Source organism: Moorena sp. (genome assembly GCF_982860115.1).
On the sequence record NZ_CEYLVT010000062.1, the window covers coordinates 24,800 to 33,696 of the forward strand.

Genomic DNA, 8,897 nt, shown 5'->3' on the forward strand with positions numbered 1-8,897 from the left:
ACCACCACCAACTTTCGGTTGCCTAACATGGCATTGGAGCGGATGTGAAAGCAAAAGTGTTGAGCTTTGTTATAAAATGCTTTCACACCGCTCAACTTTACCGTTATGTCGCTTCAGTAAATTTTGCGTAGGGTGTGTTAGGGGTGGGATCGCTGTGATTTTCCGCTTTTTCGCCAGCTTTGAAATAGCCCACCCCGTAACGCACCACCGGCTCAAACAGTTTTTAGGAGATGCACACAACATTAATCAACTCCCCGTTATTCTAGTTCCCATGGTTCCAAGGTAGCAAAATGCTCTAGTAGCAAGCGATGGACAAACATGTAGCCACCGCCAACCTTTTGCAAAAAAACACGATCAGTGGCGTAATCTAAGAAACGAGCGTAGTTCCACGGAATGTATCCACTACGGAATAGAATTATACGCAATAAAAAATGTTGAATGCAAGCAATACCAGCATTAGTTAAGGTACTCATTAGCAAAGTAGTAATCACTCCAGTTATCAGCCCAGTAGATAACCCATGAATAATTCCAGCAGATAACCCATCAATAATTCCACGAAGTAACCCATGAATAATTCCAGCAATTAATCCACATATCAACCCACTAAATAATCCCAGAGACCCCGCATTGACGGCTGATCTAAATATCCCCTGATTAGGAGCTGCTTTGAACTCTACATTAGAACTGAAAAGCCCACCTATCCACCCAAAAACTAGTGCAAAAACCAATCCAAAAACCATCTCACCTGTCAAGCCAAAACTCACTCCAAAAGTTAGCCCAATAATCACTCCAACACTCAGCCTACGTATCCCTTTAATAATTTGCTTAAAATTTAGTCCATTCTCTAGTCTTATTTGAACCAAATCCATAATTTCAACAGGCTTTATTTCTTTCCTACTTCCCAACCCCAAAAGTAAACTAAAAACTACCCCACCCGTTAAGCCAAAAGCTACCCCACCCATTAAGCCAAAAAGTAGCCCACCCGTTAAGTAAAAAATTAGCACATACACCAACCTCAATAGAGTTGAATAAACTATCCTCTGAATTCTATTTGGTAACCAGGTAGGCTGCATTCGTTCAATTGAAAATATCGTTTGTTGCTCCTGAATAATCCGCTGTGCCAGCCAAGCCAACCAATACTTTGTTTGAGCGTTCGAGTATTGCTGATTAGCCCGCCGACGATTAAACATCTTCTCAATGTAGTCACTGAATAGCTGTTTGCGACGTTCTTCTACCAAGTCAGTTCTAGGCAAGTCTTCAACAGCTACTCCTTGGTAAGCCAAAGTCATAATCTTGAGCATCAAAGGAGATCTAGCTAACTCTTCCAGTCCCCTATCCTCTATCATTAATACCCTCAATCCTGTAAAATCAGCCCCCACACTATCCAGGTAATGATAGATTTGTTCTAAGGTGAGCAACCTCAAATAAACCGCACTTGCAAAGTTCAGACGGTTAGAGAGGGCTTGGTAGTCTTTGATCCGGCTGCAAACGACAAGATCTGCGCCGTACTGGTAAAGGAAATTGTTCAAAGCAATAATACAATCATCTCTATATTCAGCCTTGACTTCATCCAAACCATCTAAGAGCAGAAGCAGTTGCTGTTTCCTGACCAAAGCTTGTCCAAATTTATTAGGAATATCATACTTATTGTTTAGTTCTTCGATGAGCAAACCAGCAATATTTTGCCTGTTATATCCCCAAGACGATAGATTCAATACCACAGGAATCGGGTAATCAATATCTTGCTCAGCACGGGCAATTAAGTCACGGGTTAGTTCGAGTAACGTTGTGGTTTTACCTGACCCTGGTTCACCTAATATCAGCAGCGTCCGACCTGGACTAATTTGGTCAAAAATATCAATTACCTTAGTCCCTTCTGGGAGTGCTTTAGGTGAGGAGTTCCCAATCTCTAGAATCCCGCTCAAAGGGTTAGTAACTGCATCAGGCCGTTCTTCTAGTCCCTGTTCAATTAGCACTTGGTTAAATAAAGATTTTTCTAAAACACCTTTAACCCAATAGTTTTTGACTTTGGCAAGCAATGCCTGACGATTGTGGTACTCTTGTCGAGTTAACACTAACTTGGCGGAACTAGTAATTGAATGATCTTTAATAATCTCAATACTGTTGATATAATTATTATTTACGGTAGGTTGATTGAGGGTTATAAAACCTGTACTATTATCCTCTAGTGTGACTCCGTTGTTATTGAGCCAATCTATATTAAAAACTTCATAATATATTCGATTTCTTACCTCAAGTATTCCTGAATTATTAGCTTTTACTATACCGATCAACTTTAGTCTTGCGTGAGTTAAATTTCGGTCTTTATTACTTATAATTCTGTCTTGCCTGATTAGAGAATAAAGATTAAGTAATTCTGCTGATTGTGATTCTCTTAAAAGACGTTCTCTTACAAAATGCAAATTGTTATCATTGTACTTACCACGCTTCGTCAAGAAAGTTGCTTGTACAAGCTTTTCCACAATCTTATCTACTTGAGCAGTATCCCAACTTTCTTTAGCCCACTGTGCCACAATTTGACAAGTTTTCTGGGTAAGATAGGGATGTCCTGCTGTCCAATTGATTATTTGCTTTAGTAGCTTGAATGCTTGGTCAGATCCTGGTGCCAGTCCAGCCGCAAGAGGTTTAGCTTCCTCCAAAGTAAAATCGTTTAACTCAATACGCCTGCCGATATTGAAAGGAGTCCGTTCAACAGCTTTTACTAAATCCGATGGAGAGGCTACACCCAAAAGCACAAAAGTTAGCCGCTCTAACTCCGAGTTAATCGCACGTTCGTTGTAGAGGGAACGTATAGCAGCAAAGAAGTCATCGGTGTAGGATAGTGAAAGGGTAGAATCTATTTCATCAATGAATAATACAACCGAGGAGGAAACTTTCTCTAATAATATTTCTGAGATAAACATTAAATATCTATCTACTTCACTAAAGCTGGCATTTTCTCTCCACCAACTCTCATAGTCGAAGTGTAGACGCAGTTGTCTTACAATACGTCGAATTTGCCCTAGATACCAAGCTTCCAATCCAACGGAAGTGCCGATGCTGGTTAAATCAATGATGGCACTACCTATATTAAATTCCTTTAATTTTGCTGCGGTGCGTACCATCAAACTAGATTTGCCCATCTGACGAGTGGTTAGTACATAGCAGTACTCTCCGTTGATCAGATTGTCTAGAAGTTGCTGGTCAGTAGCACGGGGTACGTAACTACGGTCTGAAACTTTTAACGTTCCGCCTACTACATAGTAATCTGGATCTGGGCTACTCTGGATCGGGTTGTGATCAGAATTCATGACTCATAGTCTCGTTTCAAAATATTGTGCATAAAGCTGACATCTTGCCTGTACAGCATCAGGACTGTGTCCCAGAATTAATCCTGATTTCCGTAACCGATAAAAAATTTCGTTATTCGTGCATTTGTGTTTTCTGAGAACGTCTTGCATACCATGTCGCAAATCTGGCCATGCTTCAAGTTGCCTAAGATATCGAGATAAGTGTTCTGCAAATGGACCATCATCATCACCTGCTACTCTACAAAATTCTGGTACCCTGATGCTCCCTGTAGCCATTGTATAAAAAGCCATTCTTAACAAGTATGGATGTCCTCCTAGTAAATTGATCAGGGAGTCAATTTCACCAGATGACCGGGCTATGCTATTATGTTTACGATTCATTTCCTCAACCTTAGAACGACTCAAATCTCCTAGTTCAATAGAGATACCGACATTGAAGGGTGATTGGTTTAAATCTTGAATAAATAAAAATGCTTCCGTGGAATAGGCTAGAACTAGGTTGAGTTTTTCCCATTGCTCTTCTATAGCACGCTCATTATGCCAAGCTCGAATTAGACTAAAAAAGTCATCTCTGTAGTCATAATCGAAAACTATATCAACATCATCAAATATCAGTAGAATAGGGAAGTCAGTGTTTTCAAGAACTTCTTCAAGCACAAAATCAGATAATTTATCTTTTGCTCCCAAGGAACTAGACCAATAGGAGTCTGGTGAACGGGAAGTTCGCCAGTGCTTGGTCATGCGAGCGGCTATATATCGTAACAGGGAGTCTAGACTGGATAAAAACGTTTGGTCAAAACGCTGAAAATCAAGATAGAGTGCAGCTTGACTATTTTGCTTAGCCTGTTGGTGCATACGAGCTAGCAAGGAGCTTTTGCCCATCTGATGAGCACCTTTGACACGGATAGTTTCTCCCCATCCTAAGACTTTATCTAACCATTTAGCTTCGTTTTCTCGCTGCAGGTAGAATTTAGAGCGAAGCTTAACTGTCCCCTCAGGAGCTTCAAGTTCATTTAGCCAGTTAGAATCAAAAGAATGTCTAGGCGGCAGTAATTCATTTTCCGATAAAAGTACTGTTCCGTCTTCATCTAATAACAAATCATCTTGTTGAAAATTTAGTTTTTTTATTAGACGTTCCCATTGAGCAGCAGAATCGTTTTCGTCTAACCATTGCTTGAGTTTTTCAGCAATTGGTTTGGGAATATGTCCAGTTATTAATAAACGAGCAACAAATTCTATAATAGGTGTTTCATTATCATTTTGTTGAGGTATATTATCCAAATTTTCTAGAATATCATTTAAATTATCAGGGATTTCATATTCCCGATTATCCCCTAATTTATCGTAACAACAAGCGCTATAAGCCTGTTGCATTGGCTTGATGATTTGTTTTTCTAAAGGAAGCAATAGGTTGACTAAACTAGTCGTAATTTCAAATTTTTCCTTGATTGCCTTTAAGCTAGCATTATTGGGATTTTCCTTAAGTGCTTTCTTAATTAATTTTGCTAAACTATTGCTAGTATTGAAATCTTGTACTACTTTGTAAACAATTTCAGTCAAATTTTCACCACGAGCAATTTCTTCCAGATTTTGACTGAATTGATGTCGTAGCATCATTTCTAATCTAGTTTTACTAGGAAAAGCACGACACAGTGCTGACTCTATCTGCTTGAGGAGATAACCAGGGGTATTTCCAGCATTCATGTCTCTAGTTGTCAACAATACAACTTAATACTCTGGCTCCAACAGAACTGAGGCAGTTAAGTTGATTTTGCCTCCAAATCAAATTTGGTAGGGCTGTAACTTTCTAAAAGTATAGATGGAGAGATAGGGATATGGGCAAATGGGCGTTGCTGAATCTTCTTTTGAATATTCGTAGAGCGGGCATCCTGCCCGCCCAAAAAGATCAGCCACAGGGAAGATGCCTATTCCACTAGATCTTGAACAGGGAAGATGCCTATTCCACTAGATCTTGAACAGGGAAGATGCCCATTCCACTAGATCTTGAACAGGCAAGATGCCTATTCCACTAGATCTTGAACAGGGAAGATGCCTATTCCACTAGATCTTGAACAGGCAAGATGCCTATTCCACAAAACTCTTAAAATTATTCCATTATTAAGCAACTGCCTCCCCAAGACCGCGCTTTCCATTAAGACAGTCAGATGCACCCCAACCAAACAACCTTGGCCAAAGGCCACGCTACGCGAACAACCTTGATATTCCCGACTAACCGGATTAATCCACTCTAACCATTTCACGGGATTCTTCCTTCTTATTCACCTCAGAAGGTTTCGGCTTTTGACCCCTAAAGTCTACTAATAATCCCATCAATGCTGGAACTACTGTAGGTGTCAGTAATGTAGACAAAGCTAATCCCCCAGTCAAGGTAATCCCTAACCCTTGATATAATTCAGCTCCTTTCCCTGGTATTACTGCTAGCGGTAACATTCCTAGTACTGTAGTGCCAGCAGACATAAATATTGGTCGTAAGCGATCGCATACAGCTCTATACAAGGATGTATCGTAATCCATCCCTTCTCGCTGTAATTGCAAGGCTCGGTCTACTAAAAGGATGGCATTATTCACCACAACTCCAGTCAGAATCACAAATCCCAACCCAGTAATCATATCCAGCGGTACTACTACACCAGGAATTCTGTTCACTATCACCAAACTCAACAAGGCTCCGGTTAATCCTATCGGTACGGTTGCCATAATTACGATGGGATAGAGAAAAGAACGGTAGAGTGCTACTAGCAGCAGATAGGTAATCACTAAAGACAGAAGAAAGATTGACCCCAACTGAACTAAGGTTTCTGATAGCAAATCTGCCGAACCAGCTAATTCGACACGATAGCCAGCAGGTAAGGTTTGCCGGAAGGGTTTGATAATTTGCTGCTCTGTCTGTTGAACTAGTTTTCCTAAGGGAGCTGAGCGATCGACATTAACGGTTAGGGTAATAGAACGCTGTAAATCCACTCGCTCAATGGTATCGGGTCCGGTGGTATCTACTACTTCAGCCACATCCGCTAGTTGGACTTGCCGACCATTGGGAGTATACATCGCTAACTGACGCAACTGCTCTGGAGTTTTGACAACGGTATGTTGTAATTCAACGGTCACATCCAGCTCCCGTTTACCATCCACAAATTCTGAGGCTTTAATGCCACCGAGAGCAGCTTCAACAACTCTCCCTAACTCAGCTTCTGACAAGCCCACTTCTGCTAGTCGCTCCCGATTGGGAATTACTTGTAATTCTGGCGCACCAGTAACAAAACTGGAACGAGCATTGCGCACACCATCCAGTTGGCGCAATTGCTTAGTAATATCCTGACCCCACTGGTTTAATTGATCCAGGTCTTGTCCTACCAGACGGACAGTATAGGACTTGCCTGGATTACGAAAAATGGGAATGCGCCTGGCAACCACAAAGCGATAACCAGGGAAATTAGACTTTACCTTTCCCATCCGATTCACCATGTCATCCAGATTCCTACCGGTAGCTAACTCTGGCTTGAGAAGGACGAAAATTGCTTTCCATGTGGAGTTTGCTAATACCACAGTTTTGTCAATTTCCGGCTGCTGTGCCAAGAACTTTCTGGCGGGTTGAGATAGCCGTAGGAATTCTGGAATACTGGTGCCTGGAAAGGGTTCCGTTAACCACATAATTAAATTACGGTTCCCTTCTGGTAGGTAATCCATGGGGGGAAGTAACCGAATACTGACAAAGAGCAATACTACAGGAATCAACAACACAGCCAAACGCCTTCCGATCCGTTTCCCACCAAGAGACCAACGCACCGTTTTTAATAAAAATCCCTCTAGTTTGCCTTGCCATACTCGAAACACTGCTGAAGTTTTGACTACAGCTAGCACCAGGACATTTTGGATTTTGGCTCCCCTACTTCCCTGCTGTGGGCGCAATGGTTCTGGGTGTAAGCTTTCTGGGTTTAAACCTTGGGTCCCAACATCCCCCATCCCCTGCAAAATCTGTTGCGCCTCCGCTTGATTAAGAAACAGTCCCGATAGCATAGGAACTAGGGTCAGAGCTGCAAACAGGGAAAACAATACCGATGTCGATAGAGCAATACCAATATCAAAGAACAGCTGTCCTGCTTCCCCTGTAACTAAAACAATGGGAGCAAAGACTGCTACGGTAGTCAGAGTAGAGGCTAGCATAGCTGACCACACTTCTTGAGTACCGTCAATAGCAGCTCGGATCGGATTTTTTCCCTGTTGCATGTGGGTGAAAATATTTTCTAGCACCACAATGGCATTATCCACCACCATTCCGACCGCAAAAGCTAATCCTGCCAGACTGATCACATTCAGAGACCGACCCAGTAAGGCTAAGACAATAAAGACGGTAATTATAGTAGTCGGAATAGTGAGGGCAATTACTGCTACGGTGCGCAATGACCCGAGAAACAGCAGCAATACTAGGGATGCTAGTATCGCACCCATGATCAAATTTTGCTGCACTAAGGCAATAGATTGGTTAATATAGCCATTTTCGTCGTAGTTAATTAAGAACTGGACACTTTCCCCTTGCTGTTCCAGTTGGGCTTCCAGTTCCTTGAGTACTGCTCTGACTCCTTTAGATATCTCTGGGACATTGCTACCAATTCGTCTTTCGATACCAATGCCAGCGGTTGGTTCGTCATTTGCTACAATAACCGTACTTTGTAGCTTGCGACCAATTTCGACATCAGCTACATCCCCCAAATAGACAGTTCCTGATTGGTCTCGGCGCAACACAAACCCTTCCAACTCCTTCACATCCTCAGAGCGACTGACGGTGCGGACTCGGTATTCCCGTCTTCCCACTACCATCGGTCCACCCCGAATATTGCGGTTATTAGTGCGCAAAGCATTGACTACATTAGACAGGGTTATATTCCGGTCAGCTAAGGCTTTCGGGTCTACAATCACCTCCACTTCCCGTTCCCGTCCCCCAGGAGTAATAATCTGACCCACTCCTTCCACTTGCCGTAACTTGGGTACAATCACATCTTGAATCAAGTCACGGTAATGGTCTGGGTCAGAATCATCGCCTTGTTTGGGCATTAGAACAATCCACATCATGGGACTGCTAACACCACTGACCACTTCAGCAGAGGGGTCTCCTGCTTCTGGGGGTAGAGAGGACACTCGCTGTAATTTGCTCAAGACATCTACTAAGCGAGCATCAATATCTGTTCCCCAATTGAATTCCAGAGAAATGCGACTGCGTCCAGGGCGAGAGTTACTGGTAATTTCTTTAACCCCTGTAACTTCTTCGACGGCTTCTTCGATCGGTCTAGTAATCAGGTCTTCTACTTCAGTCGGTCCTGCTCCAGCGTAGGAGGTGCTAATGGTAATTTCTGGGGTATCACCTCCTGGTCGCAGTTCTAGGGGAAGCTGGAATAGGGCTAAGATGCCACATAGGGCTAGGAGGCAGAACAGAACAAATGTTCCGTGTCGCCACCGGACAGCTGTTTCGATAAGTTTCATCAAATTTGGCCGAAGTTGGCAACTTAGGAACTAGGGAATGCGCGAATTTAGAATGCGCGAATCGGGAATCGGGAATCGGGAATCGGGAAT

At 42.5% G+C, this 8,897-nt stretch carries 3 protein-coding genes; all 3 read right to left on the minus strand.

The annotated features are described in order from the left end of the window. Positions 1–257: 257 nt before the first annotated feature. The 3 genes from AC4II3_RS13020 to AC4II3_RS13030 all read right to left on the minus strand — a co-directional run bounded on the left by AC4II3_RS13020 (position 258) and on the right by AC4II3_RS13030 (position 8,807). Positions 258–3,311: an AAA-like domain-containing protein gene (locus AC4II3_RS13020; protein WP_488008161.1), complete on the minus strand. Its 3,054-nt coding sequence runs from the start codon at positions 3,309–3,311 to the stop codon at positions 258–260. 3 nt (positions 3,312–3,314) lie between these two features. Further along, positions 3,315–5,030 carry an AAA-like domain-containing protein gene (locus tag AC4II3_RS13025; protein ID WP_488029335.1) on the minus strand — a complete coding sequence of 572 codons (1,716 nt, stop codon included), beginning with the start codon at positions 5,028–5,030 and terminating at the stop codon, positions 3,315–3,317. A 519-nt stretch (positions 5,031–5,549) separates the two neighbouring features. Further along, on the minus strand, positions 5,550–8,807 hold the full coding sequence (locus AC4II3_RS13030) for an efflux RND transporter permease subunit (protein WP_488008155.1): 3,258 nt from the start codon (positions 8,805–8,807) through the stop codon (positions 5,550–5,552). Positions 8,808–8,897 lie beyond the last annotated feature (90 nt).

Bases quoted from the DNA above. Each gene is read 5' to 3' on its own strand.
- AC4II3_RS13020 (WP_488008161.1), bottom strand. From the start codon at position 3,311: ATGAATTCTGATCACAACCCGATCCAGAGTAGCCCAGATCCAGATTAC.
- AC4II3_RS13030 (WP_488008155.1), bottom strand. From the start codon at position 8,807: ATGAAACTTATCGAAACAGCTGTCCGGTGGCGACACGGAACATTTGTT.